Source organism: Arthrobacter sp. NPDC056727, from assembly GCF_042790555.1.
In the GTDB taxonomy this organism is placed as follows: domain Bacteria; phylum Actinomycetota; class Actinomycetes; order Actinomycetales; family Micrococcaceae; genus Arthrobacter.
In genome coordinates, this window is sequence record NZ_JBHTZA010000013.1 from 124,797 (window position 1) to 140,920 (window position 16,124).

A 16,124-nucleotide genomic window follows, 5' to 3' on the forward strand; every position below is an offset into this window, starting at 1 on the left:
TGTCACCGCCCCCTTGGTGGCGCAACGCCGATGAGGGATGCCCCGAACACGGCGGGCGAGATCTCGATGCCGAGCTCAGCGAAGCGCTCGGTAAAGCGCGGCCGGACGCCAGTCGGAACAGGCTTCCCGAGGAAGCGGCCGTTGGCGTCCATGCCCGCCGAATAGTCGAATACGAAGGCGTCCTGGAGAGTGACGATGTCGCCTTCCATGCCCTGCACTTCAGTGATATGGGTGACCCGGCGCGAGCCGTCGCGCATCCTGGTGATGTGCACCACCAAGTTGACAGCGGAGGCCAGCTGTTCGCGGACGGCCCGCAGCGGGATGTCCATTCCTGCCATTAGCACCAAGGTCTCAAGCCTGGCTATGGCGTCCCGCGGCGAGTTGGCGTGCACTGTGGAGATGGAACCGTCGTGGCCGGTGTTCATGGCTTGCAGCATGTCCAGGCATTCGCCGCCGCGGACCTCACCCACCACAATCCTGTCCGGCCGCATGCGCAGCGAGTTCCGGACGAGGTCACGGATGGAAACCTCGCCTTTGCCCTCGATGTTCTGCGGGCGGCTTTCGAGGCGAATGACGTGCTCCTGCTGAAGCTGGAGTTCAACGGCGTCTTCGATGGTTACGATCCTGTCTTCAGCTGGGATGAACCCCGACAGCACATTCAGGAGGGTGGTCTTACCGGTGCCGGTGCCGCCGGAAACGATGATGTTCATCCGGGCGACGACGCATGCATGCAGGAGCTCGGCCATCTCGGGGGAGAGACTGCCGAGGGAAACGAGGTCATGGACCGTCAGGGCTTCCCGACCGAACTTCCGGATGGTCAGGGCTGGCCCGTTGACGGCCAGCGGCGGGATGATTGCATTGACGCGCGAGCCGTCCGCAAGTCGTGCATCCACCAATGGTGACGACTCGTCGATGCGGCGGCCCACCTTGGACACGATGCGGTCGATCACCCGGCGAAGCGCATCGTCCGACGTGAACTTCGTGTCTGTGGGCAAGATGCGGCCCTGCCGTTCCACATAGACCTGGTCATAGCGGTTCACCATAACCTCAGTGATGGACGGGTCGTCCAGGAAACGTTGGATGGGCCCGTGGCCAAGGACGTCGTCGATGATGTCTCGAATGAGCCGCTGACGCTCGGGGCCCGACAGCGGGACCTGCTCCTCGTCGACAACGATCTTCAGTTCATCCCGGACAAACTGGTGCAGTTCCTCGTCGTCGAGCGTGGAGTCAGTAAGCCGTGAACCCAACCGTTCAAAGAGCGTCTGGGTGGCCCGTTCTTTCAGGGCATTCAAGGCCTCGCTGGCAACGGACGCAACGGCTGGCATCTCCAGCGCTGCTGTGGCGGTCGCTGCCGAGCCCGCAGCCTGCTCCTCGTGCTTCTTGCCGAGGGTTGCGGCAGTCGGCTTCGGCTTGAAGACGTCAGCGGGCTGCGGCTTCTCGGGGCCGGGCTTGGGCTCGCCCCGGAGGTTCTGGAACCGGTCTGTGAGGTTCACTGGACTACCGCCCTTCTGTGCAGCTTCTTGTGGGGTCTTTCTTCCCAGTTGGGTTTGAAGCGCTCCACCAGTTGGCGGAGCCCTTTGCCGGCCGTATCCCGGCTCCCGTCCTGCAGGATGGGCACTCCCTTATTCGTGGAGTAGGGCAGCGTCTTGGAGCGGGGGAGTGCAACGTCCACAGGAGCCCCGATCGTGGCCTCGATGTCCTGCAGGGTGAGGCCGCCCCGGCGGTCCGTCATGTTCAGCACCACATGACGTTTCTCCGGAAGCAGTCCGAGCTCGGCCAGGATTTGGAACCCGGTCCGAAGGCCCCGGATGCTGGGAATGTCCATGCCGCAGATCCAGACGGCGTCCGTGGCCTGATCCAGCGTCGCGAGGACGTGCTCACCCAACCCAGGTGCCGTGTCCACCACGATGTAGTGGAACTCCTCTCGCAGCTGGCTCAGGAGCCGGCTGACCTGCTCGCCGGAAATTCTGTCCATCTCCACCGGATTTCGCGGCGCGCAGAGGGCGTAAATTCCGGCTGGATGGACGGTGAGGTACGCCTTGAGGACCATGGAGTCCTGGCTTGCGGCACCCACCACTGCATCCGTGATGGTGTGTTCCGGATCCAGCATCAACCCGCTGGCCACATCGCCGAACTGCAGGTCCAGATCCACAATCACCACGCTCATTGGAGCGGCTTTGCCAAGGCCCACGGCGAGATTGGTCGCCACGGTGGTCTTGCCCACGCCACCTTTGGGGGACATGACGGCGATGACCCGCCCTCCATCGCCGTGGTCGGCGTGCTCTGATGCCCCCGGGGCCAAACCACGACGGCGGCCCGCGGCGGCGAGGCTTGCCCGTTCCAGCAGGACGCGGATCGCGTCTGGGTCGGCGGCCGGGTCAAGAAGGTCCCGCACTCCCGAACGCATTGCCTGGAGGACTACTTCCTTGGTTTCAGGTACCACCAGGACAACGCTGATTTCGGGGTACTGCAGATCCATGACCGATGCGAGTTTCAGGGATCCGTCAACCGGCAGGCCGGGTCCGAGGATCAGTACCTCCGGGGGCTCACCGACGAGCTGCCTGAGAAAGTCCTGCGGACTTTCGGGCAGGTAGTCCGCCTGGAACACCCGCAGCGAACCATGCATGCCCGACACTGCCAGCTGGATGCGGCGTTCGAAGTCGGCGTTCGGGGTGATGAGGATAAAGCGGCTCATCGGAACAGCCGTCCGGTGTTCACGACCCCTGACGTGCCTTCTACCGCGTTGGCCGGCTCCTTGGACAGGTACACGCTTCCGAACTCGGTCGCGAAGACGATACGCTCGGCGTCGGCAGAGTTGCGGGCCAAGGTGATGAGGTAGGTGTCGTCCGACGGAGCAGACTTCTTCGAGGTGAGCGAACCCCTGGCCGAATCCTCCTGGGCGGCTGTCTCCTGGGACTTGGCTGTGCTGCCGTTGCTGAACTGGGCCGCCGTCACAAGGACCTTGTGGAAGGTCAGTTGCGTTTTGCCTGACTTTGCGGCGGAGTCCTCTACGGAGAGGAAGATGCCCACTGTGTCCCCGGCGGCAAGCGTTCCGCCAACCACGCGCTCTATGGGGAGCTTGAGGGTGATCTCCTGCATTCCCGTTGGGACCTGGACGCGTGCCGGGCCGAGGATGGAAGCCGCGTCCACCAAACGGGTGCTGAGGAGCTGCTCGCCCGGCATCAGGTCCACGGCGGCGACCTTCTGACCAACCTGGTTCAGGTCGGTCACCGCACCGGCGGCCACTGCCAGTTTTGGTACGTCTTTCCGGACGACGGCGCCGGCAGCCTTGTCGATTCCGGTGCCGGCCGTGATGGGTTTTTCAACCACATATACGGATTCGGTTTCAGTGTCCGCCAGTGCGCGTTTATCCGCATTTTGCACATAGTTGACCAGCAGGACAGTTCCGATAATTGCCACCAATAATGCGGCAATTCCTCCCAAAAGGCGGGTTTTCATTTTATCCCCCTAGCTAAGTGATTAGTTGGTGAGGCGAATGTAGACGGTTCCAAGATCGTCTCCGGTGCCTGCATTTCCTTCGAATGCATCAATGGACTCGAATTTCCTGAATTTGCCGATGATGCCTCGGCACGGATCCACGCAGGCAGTAGCCGGGGTGGGAGAATTGTTGTAGGTTCGGGGGGCGCTGGAGCCGCCGCCAAATTTCCAACCGACCATTTGAAACGTGGCGTAGCCCCTGATGTGGAACCAACCCTTGCCCTTGTCCTTTCCGGCGTTGTCGTACACCGGAAAGATGCCGAGCACTTCGTCGCCAGCCTGGATCGAATTGATCCAGCCCTGCAGGACCGAATCGCAGTTCTCGCCGGGTTTGCTGGGGTAGTCCGCGCCGGGATCGTAGGACGCGTTGTCCTCGGCGTCGGTCGTGGCCCGGCACTGGCCACCGTTCTGGTTGAGCCAGCCGAACCCGCCGGGGATGGCGTGTCCGGACGTCGACGTGCAGGTCCCCATACCAGGCTTGTACCGGATCTGCTGGAGGACGCCGGTCGCGATGGCGTCGGTGAGGTCGTACTGGCATTCGGACAGGGCGAGTGGAAAGCCTCCGCCCGATCCAGGAACTTCAATGGATGCCGTGGCATGCGCGCCCACGCTGACCGCGGGCGCGTTCAGGACGCTGGCGAACAGCTTAGCCAGCACGCTGCTGCTGCCGTTTTTGGTGGTGGTCCGGACTGTGACCTGGTCCGGCACCGAAAGGTCGACTTCGGACACGTTCGACTCGCCGTCGTTGGAATTGCTGTTGGCCAGGGCTGCGGCAAAAGCCTCAGCTTGTGCCTGCGTGCAGCCCGTCTTGTGGCAGGCTTGGGCAACGCCCAGGGCACCCGCGTCCGCGGCGTTCTGGAGCTGGGCACGTTCGGAGTAGATCTGGCCTACGTCCACGGCGAGTGCGCCGGCACCAATGATCACCAGCATCATCACCGCAACCAAGACGCCCACGGCGCCCCGCTCTGTGTCCCGTCTACGGGCTTTTAGCCTTCGCATCGCATGGCTCCTGTCCCGGCAACGGTGACAGTGCTGCCGAAAATGCCCGTCAGCGTGGGGGCCGGGTAGGTGATGGTGACGGTCATGTTCTGGCCGGCGGTGCAGGAGGCCGGGGAGAAGGCGTACTGGAAATTAGCTCCATTGAGCCCTGGGGCGCCCGCCGTGGCGGCAAGTGCTGCTGCGCCTTGGTCGTCCTCGATGGCCATTTCCCTGGCCGCCTCCCGGGCGGCCTGGGTGACCGAAATCTGCAGGTTGTAGGCGTGCGAAAACTCAACGATGCCCGCCACCAGCGCTAGGAGGATGGGTGCGACCAGAGCGAACTCGACGGCAGCTGCGCCGCGTTCCTTCCGGGCGCGCGCTCCACTGATGGAGCGTGAACTTCTGCGTTTCACTGGACCCTCCGCGATTAGGGACAGCTGAATGGGGGGGGCGGTGTGCCGCGTTTAGCTTGTCAAACGCGGCACACCTATTGGTTCCGGAAGGGTTACGGCTGGCCGTTGGCCCAGCCGCCAACCGTGGTGCTCAGATCGGTGAACCAGAGGCCCAATGCATTGCCGAAGGCGGTGACGCCGCCAATGATCAGGAACGCGATGAAGGCCACGAGCAGTGAATACTCAGTTGCGGTGGCGCCTTTTTCGGATGCCAGCCGGTCCTTGATTCCGGAAACGAAGGCAAGAACCGAGACCATGAGAGTAGTCATTGTATTTTCCTTAAGTTCGATGGAATAAATGCATCGAATTCCAGCCGCCCCCGTACCGCGAAAGGGCTGGTGCTTCGATAGCTAAAGAATCCACCTGAACCGGATGCGCAACAATGCGTAGCCCTACTCGACTTTATTTGGAAGAGTATGAGTATTCCCCGCAAGCGAGTACTCAGGTTAGGGAAATTACAAGCACTGGGCTACTTGGGTGGGCAAGGAAACAACAAGCTAGCCATAAGGAAATTCAACGTTTCACCAAGAAATTTGGTGTTCAGGATGCCAATAAAACAGTGCCCAGGGCGGCGGCCAGCATCGAGGGGCCAAAAGCGACCTCAGAGCGCAAATTGGCGCGTTTTAGCCTAATCAAAACGACGGACAAAATGCCGCCCAACACGAAGCCCAGCGCTCCGCCGTAGAACAGCTGTCCCCACCCCAAGTAACCCAGGTAAAGACCGACCGGGGCGGCGAGCTTCACGTCCCCCATGCCGATGCCACTCGGCGAAATCAGGGCCAGAATCAGGAAAACAACGAACAGGAGGGCAGCTCCCGCCGCCGCACGAAGCAGCTCGGCCCACTCCGCCGAGGCGAGACTGCCCAGGAGGAGGAGCACCAGGCCGGCCAGCAGCAGGGTCAGCACGAGGGGATTCGGCAGCAAATGATGGGCCAGGTCAATGCGGGCAAGCTGCACGCCGAGGACGGCTAGCAGTAGAAAAGCCGGCAGTGACCATTCCATTCCGAGCCGCAGCGCAAGGGTGCCGCACAGCAATCCGGTGAGGGCCGCCGTCGTAATTCTTGTCCTCACACCCGGCAGTCCGCCGAGGCGGGGAAGGGTGCGGGCGATGAGGAGTTCAGCAAGCGGGCTCAGTAGAATGCCAACGAGTCCTATGGCCACGGCAAAGAGCGGCGCTGCAAAGAGCGGCCCGGCGCTGGCGGCGATACCTGCTGACGTCACGTGGACTCCTGGGTGGAAGGGCCCGGCGCTGGCGCGGGACTCCAAGCCCCCGCCACCGGATAACCCATTTTGACCCTGGTGTCCGTTTGACGCTATTCTTGGTAGTCGTTGTGCGTGTCCTTTCTCGATGATGCGTGCCCGCTTGGGGATCCAGTTGCAGGATCGCTACCCGACGGGCATTTTCGGGACTAGGGGATAACTGGTCCATAGAGCCCTCACCTCTGTTCCGGTCGCGCATAGATAGTAGGCGCACCCCGTGTGACGCCTAAAACAAGAACGCCAGAACAAGAACGAGGCAAACACCGTGCGTACGTACACCCCGAAGCCCGGCGATATCAACCGCCAGTGGCACGTCATTGACGCCACCGACGTTGTCCTGGGTCGTCTTGCCAGCCAGACCGCAACACTGCTGCGCGGAAAGCACAAGCCGACCTTTGCGTCCCACATGGACATGGGCGACTTCGTCATCATCATCAACGCTGAAAAGGTTGCCCTCACCGGCGCCAAGCTGGAGCAGAAGCGCGCATACCGCCACTCCGGCTACCCGGGCGGCCTGACCTCCGTCAACTACGCGGAACTCCTGGAGTCCAACCCGGTCCGCGCCGTTGAGAAGGCCATCAAGGGCATGCTCCCCAAGAACTCCCTCGCTGCCCAGCAGCTGAGCAAGCTGAAGGTCTACCGTGGCGCCGAGCACCCCCACGCAGCCCAGCAGCCCAAGACTTTCGAAATCACCCAGGTCGCCCAGTAGTCCTGGCCACCAACACTTTTATCTACAAGGAGAACCGTGGCTCAGAACGATGAACTGACCACCGAAGCCGTTGAGGCTGAGGAAAACCTGACCAGCTACACCTCGGAAAGCTCTGCTGCAGAGGCTGCCCCGAAGAAGGAGCGCCCGGCACTGACCGTTGCCGGCGCAGCTGTTGGCCGCCGCAAGGAAGCCGTTGCACGCGTTCGCGTTGTGCCGGGCTCCGGCAAGTGGACCATCAACGGCCGCGAGCTGGATAACTACTTCCCGAACAAGCTGCACCAGCAGGACGTCAACGAGCCCTTCAAGATCCTGGATCTGGAAGGCGCCTACGACGTCATCGCCCGCATCCACGGCGGTGGCCCCTCCGGCCAGGCCGGTGCGCTGCGCCTCGGCATCGCCCGTTCGCTGAACGAGATCGACGTCGAGAACAACCGCGCCACCCTGAAGAAGGCCGGCTACCTCACCCGTGACGCCCGCGTCATCGAGCGTAAGAAGGCCGGTCTCAAGAAGGCACGCAAGGCTCAGCAGTACTCCAAGCGCTAAATCCGCTTGTACAGAAGCCCGTTCCGCCATTTGGCGGGGCGGGCTTCCGCCGTTAAGCCCGGTTACTCCACAGCCTGTGCCGGTGAGCCGGGGAAACGCCCGCAACGCCCCTTCCGCCCGCCGTTTTGGGCAGGTGAGGGCACCTGAATCGTCTAAACTTGGACCCGATGTCTACATTATTTGGAACAGACGGTGTCCGGGGCCTGGCGAACGGCCTGTTGACTGCCGAGCTCGCATTGCAGCTGGCCCAGGCCGCCGCCGTCGTGCTTGGCCATGAACGCACCAGCGAAGGTGCGCGGCCGCGCGCCGTGGTGGCGAGGGATCCCCGTGCCAGCGGCGAATTCATCGCCGCGGCCGTGGAGGCCGGGCTTTCCAGCTCCGGCATCGACGTCTACGACGCCGGTGTCCTCCCCACGCCCGCCGCCGCCTACCTCGTGGCAGACCTGAACGCCGACTTCGGCGTCATGATCTCCGCCTCGCACAACCCGGCTCCCGACAACGGGATCAAGTTCTTCGCGCGCGGCGGCCAGAAGCTCCCCGACGAGGTGGAGGACGCCATCGAGGCACAGATGGGCAAGGAGCCGTTCCGCCCGGTGGGCGGCGAGGTTGGCCGCATCCAGCGCTTCTCGGACGCCGAGGACCGGTACATCGTCCACCTCCTGGGCACCCTGCCGCACAACCTCAGCGGCATCAAGGTGGTCCTCGACTGTGCGCACGGTGCCGCCAGCGGCTGTTCCCCGCAGGTCTTCAAGGACGCCGGCGCTGACGTGGTGGTCATCGGCGCCGAACCGGACGGCCTGAACATCAACGAAGGCGTGGGCTCCACGCACCTCAGTCCGCTCAAGGCAGCCGTCGTGAAACACGGCGCCGACCTCGGCATTGCCCACGACGGCGACGCCGACCGCTGCCTGGCCGTGGACCACGAGGGCAACGAGGTGGACGGCGACCAGATCATGGCCATCCTCGCCGTGGCTCTCAAGGACGCCGGCAAACTCAAGGACGACGTCCTCGTGGCCACCGTCATGAGCAACCTCGGCCTCAAGATCGCCCTCAAGAACGCCGGCATCGCCATCCGCGAGACGGGCGTGGGGGACCGGTATGTGCTGGAGGAAATGCGCGACGGCGGCTTCAACCTGGGCGGCGAACAGTCCGGCCACGTGATCCTCGCCGATTACGCCACCACCGGCGACGGCGTGCTGACCGGCCTGCAGCTGGCGGCGCAGGTGGCCCTGACCGGCCGCCCGCTCAAGGAGCTCGCCACAATCATGACCAAGCTGCCCCAGGTCCTCATCAACGTGAAGGACGTGGACCGGAGCCGCGTGGGCGGAGACGAGACCCTGGCCGCAGCCGTGCAGGCCGCCGAGTCCGAGCTGGGTGACACCGGCCGCGTGCTGCTGCGCCCGTCCGGCACCGAGCCGGTTGTGCGCGTCATGGTGGAGGCCGGCGACCAGCAGACCGCACAGGTCATCGCCGAACGGCTTGCCCAGGTTGTGAAGACCCAGCTGGCGCTGGCACCCGTCGGCTGAGTTCCGCTTCCCAGACAAAAAGCAGCCCGCCTCCCTGACTGAACAGTCAGACGGAGGCGGGCTGTTTTTGTGTTGGCGCTACTTGGCGGCCTGGTTCTGGTTTTGTGCGTGCAGGGCGTCCCGGATTTCCTTCAGCAGGGCGATCTGCGGATCCTCGGCGGCTTCCTGCTTGGTGTCCTGCCCGATGCCCAGCTTCCGATTGCGGTGCTCGATCAGCTTGTTCATCGGGGCCACGATGACGAAGTACAGGGCAGAAGCGACCAGCAGGAAGTTGACCACCGCGGTGAGCAGCACGCCGAACCGTACGTCCCCGAAAGCCAGGAAATCATCAAAGTTGGGCTCTCCGACCAGTAACGAGATCAGAGGCATCAGGACGCTCTTGACCAGCGCATCAACCACGGCGCTGAACGCCGATCCGATGACTACCGCCACCGCCAGGTCAATGACGTTTCCCTTGAGAATGAACTTCTTGAATCCACTAAGCATGCCAACCAAACTACCGCACGGGGTTCACGGAGAGGTTTCCGGGCCCCGCGTCAGCGGTAGCCGGGGGCTGCTTCCAGGCCGAAGTACTGTTCGAGGGTGGCGACGCCGCGTTTCCGCATGTCCGTGGCCGCCTCGACGCCGATGTACCGCAGGTGCCACGATTCGTAAAAGTACCCGGTGGTGGCGTGCTGCGTCCACGGATAGCGCACCACGAAGCCGAACCGGTACGCGTTGGCCTTGGCCCACACCGCTGCCGGCTGCTCGGCGAAGCATGGCTGGAAGCTGCACGCTCCTCCGCCGTCGCCGATATCGAACGCCCAGCCCGTCTGGTGCTCAGAGTACCCCGGCCGCGCCGAGGCAGTGTCCGCTGCAGCCCGCCCCTGCGAGCTCACCCAGCCGTTGTAGGTGACCACCTGCGTCGCATAGGAGCGGTAGCCGCTCGCCAGCGTCATGGTGACGCCGTCCGCCGCCGCGGCGGCGAACATCCGTTCTGCGGCAGCCGCCGTCGTGAAGTTCAGCTGCGCCGCCTCGCCGGCGACGGCGAGGGCAACGTTGGGCTGGACCAGATCGGCCGGGACGTAGTTGGCCGGCTGGAGCGGGCGGTGCTTGTTGACGATCACCCAAGGGCTGGTGGGCGCGGTCAGTGAGTACTGTTTGGGCAGGCGGGACGCGGCCGACGGCGGTGCTGCCGCCGCCGTCGTGGACGGTGCCGCCGCGGTGGCGGACGGAGACGTTGCGGACGGACTGGCGGACGACGCCGCGGAAGCGGCCGGCGACACCGGAGCGGAGCTGGCTGCGGGCGCGGATCCGGCCGGGACGGTTGTGGCCTTACCGGAAGCGGTGGCCGGGCCCGTGGCCGCAGAGCCGCTTGCCGAGGAGTCCGGCTGCGCCGGGCCGGGGGTGCAGGCGGCGAGGGCCGACAGGCCCGCACCGGTCAGCAAGAGCTGCGCCACGGCGCGCCGGCTGGGGCGCCGGCCGGACGGGATGCCGGCGGGGGGCTCGGCGTCGGCGGAGGGGTGTGGAGGGCAGTTGCTGCACACGGGCGCTAGACCTTCCTCAGCAGCATCCTGCGGACGGAGTGGTCCGCTTCCTTGGTGAGCACCAGCTGCGCCCGCCCCCGGGTGGGCAGCACGTTCTCCTCCAGGTTCGGTTCGTTGATGCGCTTCCAGATGTCGCGGGCAGTCGCTTCGGCCTCCTCATCGGAAAGCGTGGCATAGCGGTGGAAGTACGATTCCGGCTGCGCGAAGGCGGTGGAACGGAGCTTGCGGAACCGGTCCACGTACCACTCCTCGATGTATGACGTCTTGGCGTCCACGTAGATGGAAAAGTCGAAGAAGTCGCTGAGCGCCAGGCCCTGGCGGCCGTCGTGCCGCGGCCGCGCGGGGGCGAGCACGTTCAGGCCCTCGACGATGAGCACGTCGGGGCGGCGGACCACTACTTCCTTGCCGGGGACGATGTCATACGTGACGTGCGAGTACCAGGGTGCCCGCACCTCCTCGGCGCCGCCCTTGATCTCGCTCACGAAGCGCAGCAGCGCGCGGCGGTCGTAGGACTCCGGGAAGCCCTTGCGGTCCAGCAGCTGCCGGCGCTTGAGTTCAGCCAGGGGGTAAAGGAAACCGTCGGTGGTGATGAGTTCGACGTTCGGCGTGCCCGGCCAGCGGCGCAGCATCTCGCGGAGAACACGGGCAATGGTGGACTTGCCCACAGCCACGGAACCTGCGACGCCGATCACGAAGGGCGTGCGCTGGGTCTGCTCACCAAGGAATGTGGTGGTGGCCGCATGCAGCTGGCCGGCGGCCTCCACGTAGAGATGCAGCAGCCTCGAAAGGGGCAGGTAGACATCGCGAACCTCGCTGATGTCCAGGGGGTCGCCGAGGCCGCGAAGGCGCAGCACGTCCTCTTCATTAAGGGGCTGCTCCATCTGGGCCGAAAGCCGGGACCAGGTCTGCCGGTCCAGCTCCACGAACGGGGAAACACCCTCCCCGTTCGCTTCGTTGCGTTGCAAAGTCACCCTAGAGATTCTGCCCCGACCGGCGCCGAGAGCGAAATGCGGCCGTTCTTGAGTGAATCTTGACTCTTTCCGATACCGATTCCTGAGCCTGCTGCGGGACTGTTCAGTGAATAAGGGAGAACCGCCCCAGAATCGAAGGGTCTCAACATGGGAAAGGCAGTCACGCCGGAGGTGCCGCAGCGGACGGGCCGCGACTTTGGCGGCCGGCGCGGCGGGGGAGCAGCCACCCGGATCTTCGAGATACGCCGCCGCAAACGGTTCGCCGCGGCCGGACGCTGGGTCAACCTCGCCGTTCTCCTGTTCATCTTCCTCACGGCACTGGCCCTCATCGCCATTCCGCAGGCCACCGGGTCCCGGACCTATTCTGTACTCAGCAATTCCATGGAGCCGACGTATTCCGCCGGCACGTTCCTCGTCGTCAAACCTGCGGCCCTGAGCCAGCTGAAGTACGGCGACCTTGTCACCTACCGGCCCGCCCCGGACAGCCCCGAGGTCCTGACCCACCGGATCGTGGGCTTCGGTGCCACGCAGAACGGTGAGAGAACCCTGGTCACCAAGGGCGACAATGCCGCCGTCAACGATGCAGAGCCCGTCCAGGCCCGCCAGATCATGGGAAAACCGCTCTACGCCGTCCCCCTGGCCGGCTACCTTGCCAGCGCGCTCGGCGAGGCGGACCGGGACCTCCTGATCATGCTGGCCGTTGCAGGCCTCGCCGGCCAATGCCTGCTGCTCATCTATCTGGGCGCACGCAGGCGAAGGCGGGCGCGCTGACGAGCTAGAGCGCCGTTGGGGTGCCCGCCGGAGGAAGTCATCCGACGTCGGTTCTCCGCAAAGACCGATAGGCTTATACCCATGTGTGGAATCGTGGGTTATGTTGGCCGTTCGTCGGGTCGGGCTGATGCCGGGCACGGCGCGTTGGATGTTGTTCTTGAAGGGCTGCGCCGTCTGGAGTACCGGGGTTATGACTCTGCCGGTGTTGCGGTGGTGGCTGACGGGGAGATTTCCTCGCGGAAGAAGTCCGGGAAGCTGAGCAACCTGCTGGCCGAGCTGGAGGAGCGGCCGTTGCCGGATTCCTTGACCGGTATCGGGCACACGCGGTGGGCCACGCATGGTGGTCCGACGGATCAGAACGCGCACCCGCATCTGTCTGATGGCGGGAAGCTTGCGGTGATCCATAACGGCATTATCGAAAACTTTGCTGAGCTGAAGCAGGAGCTGCTGGCCAAGGGTGTTGTCTTCAAATCGGAGACGGACACCGAGGTGGCCGCGGCGCTGCTGGGTGATATTTTCCGGAACAAGCTGGGCGGGGACGTCACTGACGGCGGCCTGACCCGGGCGATGGAACTGGCCTGCCAGCGTTTGGAGGGGGCGTTCACGCTCCTGGCGGTGCACGCTGACCAGCCTGATGTGGTGGTGGCCGCGCGCCGGAACTCGCCGCTGGTGGTGGGCCTGGGCGAGGGTGAGAACTTCCTGGGTTCGGACGTGTCCGGGTTCATTGACTACACCCGGCGTGCGGTGGAGCTGGGCCAGGACCAGATCGTGACGATCACCGCTGACACGGTGGACATCACCGACTTTTACGGCGCCCCGGCCGAGGGCAAGGAGTACCACGTTGACTGGGACCCGGCCTCTGCGGAGAAGGGTGGCTTCAACTCCTTCATGGAGAAGGAAATCCATGACCAGCCCGACGCCGTGGCGCAGACCCTGCTGGGCCGTTCGGACCTGAACGGCAAGCTCACGCTGGATGAGCTGCGGATCGATCCGCAGCTGCTCAAGCAGGTGGACAAGATCATCGTCCTGGCGTGCGGCACGGCAGCCTATGCGGGCCTGGTGGCCAAGTACGCGATCGAGAACTGGTGCCGGATCCCCACCGAGGTGGAGCTCGCCCACGAGTTCCGCTACCGGGACCCGATCGTGGACGCGAACACCCTTGTGGTCTCCATCAGCCAGTCCGGTGAGACGATGGATACGCTGATGGCCGTCCGGTACGCCCGGGAACAGGGCGCCAAGACCATCTCCATCTGCAACACCAACGGCTCCACCATTCCGCGTGAGTCCGACGCTGTGCTGTACACGCACGCGGGTCCGGAAATCGCCGTCGCCTCCACCAAGGCGTTCCTGGCGCAGATCACCGCGGCCTACCTGCTTGGCCTGTACCTCGCGCAGCTGCGCGGGAACATCTTCTCCGGGCAGATCAAGGACGTCCTGGCGGACCTGGGCAAGATCCCGGCGAAGATCCAGAAGATCCTGGACAACGCCGGCCCGCTGCGTGAGCTCGCGCGCAGCATGAAGGACGAGAAGTCCGTGCTGTTCCTGGGCCGTCACGTGGGCTTCCCGGTTGCCCTGGAGGGTGCGCTGAAGCTGAAGGAAATCGCCTACATCCACGCTGAAGGCTTCGCCGCCGGTGAGCTCAAGCACGGCCCGATCGCCCTGATCGACGACGGCCAACCGGTCTTCGTGGTGGTGCCGTCCCCGCGCGGCCGGGACTCCCTGCACTCCAAGGTGGTGTCCAACATCCAGGAAGTCCGCGCCCGTGGTGCCCGGACCCTGGTGATCGCTGAAGAAGGCGACGAGTCGGTCCGGGATTACGCCGAGCACGTGTTCTACGTCCCGGAAACGCCCACGCTGCTGATGCCGCTGCTCACCACGGTTCCGCTGCAGATTTTTGCGGCTGAACTGGCCGGGGCGAAGGGCTACGACGTGGACCAGCCGCGCAACCTCGCCAAGAGCGTCACAGTAGAGTAAGCCCATGATTGTTGGCATCGGCGTAGACGTAGTGGACATCGAGCGCTTCGGACGGCAACTGGAGCGCACCCCCGGGCTGCGGGACCGGCTGTTTGTGCCGGCCGAACGGGAACTGAACACCCGCTCACTCGCGGCGCGGTTTGCCGCCAAGGAAGCCGTGGCCAAGGTCCTGGGGGCGCCCGCCGGCATGAACTGGCAGGACTGCTGGATCGGGCTGGACCAGAACGGTCCCACCATCCAGGTCAAGGGAACCGTGCTCGCTGTGGCCGAGGCCAAGGGCGTCAAACGGTGGCATCTGTCCATGAGCCACGACGGCGGCATCGCCACGGCCACTGTGCTGGCCGAGGGCTGAACCCCGGACGGACTGACCAAATGATCAGCGCCTATACCGGAACCCAGATCAGGGAAGCTGAAAAGCCCCTGCTGGATTCAGGTATGGGCGCTGTTCTCATGCAGCGGGCAGCCCGCGGCATGGCCGGCGCCGCCATCGCGGAGCTCCGCAGCCGCGGACACCGCCTGTACGGCTCCAGCGCGGTTGTCCTGGCCGGCAAGGGCAACAACGGCGGCGACGGCCTTTTCGCCGCCGCTTACCTTGCCGGACGGGGAATGCGGACGACGGCGGTCCTCGCCTCCGCGACGGCCCACCCGGACGGCCTGGCGGCCTTCCGGCGCGCCGGAGGCCGCGTCCTGACGCTGACTGACGCGAACGCCGGCGAGCTGGCAGCGCTGGCCGGCAGGGCCGACGTCGTAATAGACGCCTTGCTGGGAACCGGCGCCCAGGGCGGACTCCGGGGAGCCTCGGCGGAACTCGTGTCCCAGCTAAGCGGAGACCCCCGCGGCCTGGTGGTGGCGTGCGACGTGCCCAGCGGCGTGGATGCGGACACCGGCGAGGCCGCCCAACCCGTGCTGCCGGCCGACATCACCGTCACGTTCGGCGGGGCCAAGGCCGGCCTGCTGGCGGACCCCGGGGCGGATTTCGCCGGCCGGGTGGTGGTGGTTCCGATCGGCATCGAGGACTCACTCCCGTGGCCCGCCCTGCGCCGCCTCGAGGCCGCCGACCTCGCAGTCCTGCTCCCGCGGCCCGCGCGCCGCGCCCACAAGTATTCGCGGGGCGTCCTCGGAGTGGTGGCCGGATCCCCGGCCTATCCGGGCGCCGCCGTGCTCGCCTGCCGCGGGGCGCTCTCTGCCGGCGTCGGCATGGTCCGCTACGTCGGTCCGCCCGAGGTGGCCGACCTCATCCGGCACAGCTGCCCCGAGGTGGTTTGCAGCACCGGCACCGTGGCGGAGACCCACGTCCAGGCCTGGCTTGTCGGCTCCGGGATGGACGGAGCCGACGAGGAAGAGATGCGGCGTGTCCGGGACGCCGTCGATTCCGGCCTGCCCACAGTGGCCGACGCCGGCGCGCTGCCCGTGCTGCCCGACGTGCTGGCCCCGCAGGTGGTGCTGACACCGCACGCCGGGGAGCTGGCCACGCTGCTGCAGCGCCTCGGCGCCGACCTGGACCGCGAGGCCGTCGAGGCCTCCACCCTCGCCGCCGTGCGCCGCGCGGCCGGACTGACCGAGGCCACAGTGCTGCTCAAGGGCGCCAGCACGCTGGTGGCATCGCCCTACCAGGACTTCTACAGCCAGGCCGAGGGCACCCCCTGGCTGGCCACCGCCGGAAGCGGTGATGTCCTGGCCGGAATCATCGGTGCGCTGCTCGCCCAGGTGGGCTCCGACGTCGGACGCTTCCGCGCGAGGGGCATTGATCCTGACGAGCGCTGGGCGGCCATTGCCGCCATGGGAGCGAGCCTGCACGGGCTGGCCGGAGCGGCAGCGGCGGCCGGCGGGCCGCTGACGGCGGGGCGGATATCCGACGCCTTACCCGAAATGTGGGGTAAAGTCAGCACGCTTAGTAATTAGAGTGTGGGCAATGT

General features: G+C 65.3%; 17 protein-coding genes. 7 read left to right on the forward strand and 10 right to left on the reverse strand.

Translation table 11 applies throughout. The features are described from left to right. Positions 1-2 precede the first annotated feature (2 nt). The 7 genes from ACFRAH_RS14600 to ACFRAH_RS14630 form a co-directional block, all read right to left on the reverse strand. Positions 3-1,493 (reverse strand): CpaF family protein, encoded by a 1,491-nt coding sequence (locus ACFRAH_RS14600; protein ID WP_377991618.1) that lies wholly within the window; start codon positions 1,491-1,493, stop codon positions 3-5. Continuing rightward, entirely contained in the window at positions 1,490-2,695 is a 1,206-nt protein-coding gene (locus tag ACFRAH_RS14605; RefSeq protein ID WP_377991620.1) for a CpaE family protein, read from the reverse strand. Before ACFRAH_RS14605 ends, ACFRAH_RS14600 begins: the two co-directional genes overlap by 4 nt. Further along, the gene (locus ACFRAH_RS14610; RefSeq protein WP_377991622.1) at positions 2,692-3,459 is read right to left on the reverse strand and encodes a Flp pilus assembly protein CpaB; all 768 of its coding nucleotides are present in this window, start codon (positions 3,457-3,459) and stop codon (positions 2,692-2,694) included. Before ACFRAH_RS14610 ends, ACFRAH_RS14605 begins: the two co-directional genes overlap by 4 nt. Positions 3,460-3,480: 21 nt before the next feature. Continuing rightward, positions 3,481-4,452 (reverse strand): pilus assembly protein TadG-related protein, encoded by a 972-nt coding sequence (locus ACFRAH_RS14615; RefSeq protein WP_377991624.1) that lies wholly within the window; start codon positions 4,450-4,452, stop codon positions 3,481-3,483. A 32-nt stretch (positions 4,453-4,484) separates the two neighbouring features. After that, entirely contained in the window at positions 4,485-4,889 is a 405-nt protein-coding gene (locus ACFRAH_RS14620) for a TadE/TadG family type IV pilus assembly protein (protein WP_377991626.1), read from the reverse strand. 92 nt (positions 4,890-4,981) lie between these two features. Next, positions 4,982-5,197 carry a Flp family type IVb pilin gene (locus tag ACFRAH_RS14625; RefSeq protein WP_377991627.1) on the reverse strand — a complete coding sequence of 72 codons (216 nt, stop codon included), beginning with the start codon at positions 5,195-5,197 and terminating at the stop codon, positions 4,982-4,984. Positions 5,198-5,468: 271 nt separating this feature from the next. Further along, complete coding sequence (locus tag ACFRAH_RS14630) at positions 5,469-6,149, reverse strand: prepilin peptidase (protein ID WP_377991645.1); 681 nt, start codon at positions 6,147-6,149, stop codon at positions 5,469-5,471. A gap of 304 nt (positions 6,150-6,453) precedes the next feature. Here ACFRAH_RS14630 and rplM point away from each other — a divergent pair, with 304 nt between their 5' ends. From rplM to glmM, 3 genes are all read left to right on the forward strand, one after another. Beyond that, positions 6,454-6,897: a 50S ribosomal protein L13 gene (gene rplM, locus ACFRAH_RS14635; protein WP_003805351.1), complete on the forward strand. Its 444-nt coding sequence runs from the start codon at positions 6,454-6,456 to the stop codon at positions 6,895-6,897. A 36-nt stretch (positions 6,898-6,933) separates the two neighbouring features. Further along, positions 6,934-7,440: a 30S ribosomal protein S9 gene (gene rpsI / locus ACFRAH_RS14640; RefSeq protein WP_354257882.1), complete on the forward strand. Its 507-nt coding sequence runs from the start codon at positions 6,934-6,936 to the stop codon at positions 7,438-7,440. Positions 7,441-7,607: 167 nt separating this feature from the next. After that, positions 7,608-8,966, forward strand: coding sequence for a phosphoglucosamine mutase (glmM, locus tag ACFRAH_RS14645; RefSeq protein WP_377991628.1), 1,359 nt, complete (start codon positions 7,608-7,610; stop codon positions 8,964-8,966). 78 nt (positions 8,967-9,044) lie between these two features. Here glmM and mscL read toward each other — a convergent pair whose 3' ends face one another. The 3 genes from mscL to coaA are packed head-to-tail and all read right to left on the reverse strand — an operon-like array spanning position 9,045 to position 11,463. After that, positions 9,045-9,452 (reverse strand): large conductance mechanosensitive channel protein MscL, encoded by a 408-nt coding sequence (gene mscL / locus ACFRAH_RS14650; RefSeq protein WP_377991629.1) that lies wholly within the window; start codon positions 9,450-9,452, stop codon positions 9,045-9,047. Between the two features lie 50 nt (positions 9,453-9,502). Beyond that, positions 9,503-10,492, reverse strand: coding sequence for a D-alanyl-D-alanine carboxypeptidase family protein (locus tag ACFRAH_RS14655; RefSeq protein ID WP_377991630.1), 990 nt, complete (start codon positions 10,490-10,492; stop codon positions 9,503-9,505). A 5-nt stretch (positions 10,493-10,497) separates the two neighbouring features. Further along, positions 10,498-11,463, reverse strand: coding sequence for a type I pantothenate kinase (coaA, locus tag ACFRAH_RS14660; RefSeq protein WP_076801301.1), 966 nt, complete (start codon positions 11,461-11,463; stop codon positions 10,498-10,500). A gap of 147 nt (positions 11,464-11,610) precedes the next feature. Between coaA and ACFRAH_RS14665 the strand changes: the two genes are divergently transcribed. From ACFRAH_RS14665 to ACFRAH_RS14680, 4 genes are all read left to right on the forward strand, one after another. Beyond that, positions 11,611-12,234: a signal peptidase I gene (locus ACFRAH_RS14665; protein WP_377991631.1), complete on the forward strand. Its 624-nt coding sequence runs from the start codon at positions 11,611-11,613 to the stop codon at positions 12,232-12,234. Between the two features lie 81 nt (positions 12,235-12,315). Next, positions 12,316-14,208 (forward strand): glutamine--fructose-6-phosphate transaminase (isomerizing), encoded by a 1,893-nt coding sequence (gene glmS / locus ACFRAH_RS14670; protein WP_377991632.1) that lies wholly within the window; start codon positions 12,316-12,318, stop codon positions 14,206-14,208. Positions 14,209-14,212: 4 nt separating this feature from the next. Beyond that, positions 14,213-14,560 (forward strand): holo-ACP synthase, encoded by a 348-nt coding sequence (locus ACFRAH_RS14675; RefSeq protein WP_018776647.1) that lies wholly within the window; start codon positions 14,213-14,215, stop codon positions 14,558-14,560. A 20-nt stretch (positions 14,561-14,580) separates the two neighbouring features. After that, positions 14,581-16,110, forward strand: coding sequence for an NAD(P)H-hydrate epimerase (locus ACFRAH_RS14680; protein WP_377991633.1), 1,530 nt, complete (start codon positions 14,581-14,583; stop codon positions 16,108-16,110). Positions 16,111-16,124: the final 14 nt, after the last annotated feature.